Source organism: Vibrio sp. 2132-1, from assembly GCF_033344315.1.
Map to the genome: position 1 here is coordinate 1 of NZ_JAWPON010000463.1, position 634 is coordinate 634.

General features: G+C 49.1%; 1 protein-coding gene. It reads left to right on the forward strand.

Translation table 11 applies throughout. The annotated features are described in order from the left end of the window. Positions 1-634: histidinol dehydrogenase (hisD, locus tag R8N47_RS26055; protein ID WP_318186212.1), on the forward strand; the 634-nt coding region annotated here is incomplete at both ends.

The window sequence follows — 634 nt, forward strand, 5'->3', positions numbered from 1 at the left end:
AGTATTGATGCTGGGCGTGCCTGCAAAAATCGCTGGTTGCCGTAAAGTGGTGCTTTGTTCTCCTCCGCCGATTGCAGATGAAATTTTGTACGTTGCCAAGTTGTGCGGCATTGATGAAGTTTACAATGTCGGTGGTGGACAGGCGGTCGCTGCAATGGCTTACGGTACGAAAAGCGTCTCTAAAGTCGATAAAATTTTTGGCCCGGGTAACGCCTATGTGACGGAAGCAAAACGTCAAGTAAGCAATGACTTCCGTGGTGCTGCGATTGACATGCCGGCTGGCCCTTCTGAAGTTCTTGTGATTGCAGACGAAACCGCAGATCCAGACTTCATCGCAGCAGACCTGTTAAGCCAAGCTGAGCACGGCCCTGATTCACAGGTGGTTCTTGTGACACCATCACCAATTGTCGCGGATCAAGTAACGGATGCCGTTCAGCGTCAACTAAAAGCCTTGTCTCGTGCAGACATCGCGCAGAAGGCGTTGGCTTCAAGTCTGATTATTATTTCTGAGTCAATCACACAAGCGGTTTCTATTTCTAACTACTACGGCCCTGAGCACTTAATTGTGCAAACGAAGAACCCTCGTGAGCTACTTCCACTACTAGATAATGCGGGCTCAATCTTTCTTGGCGAT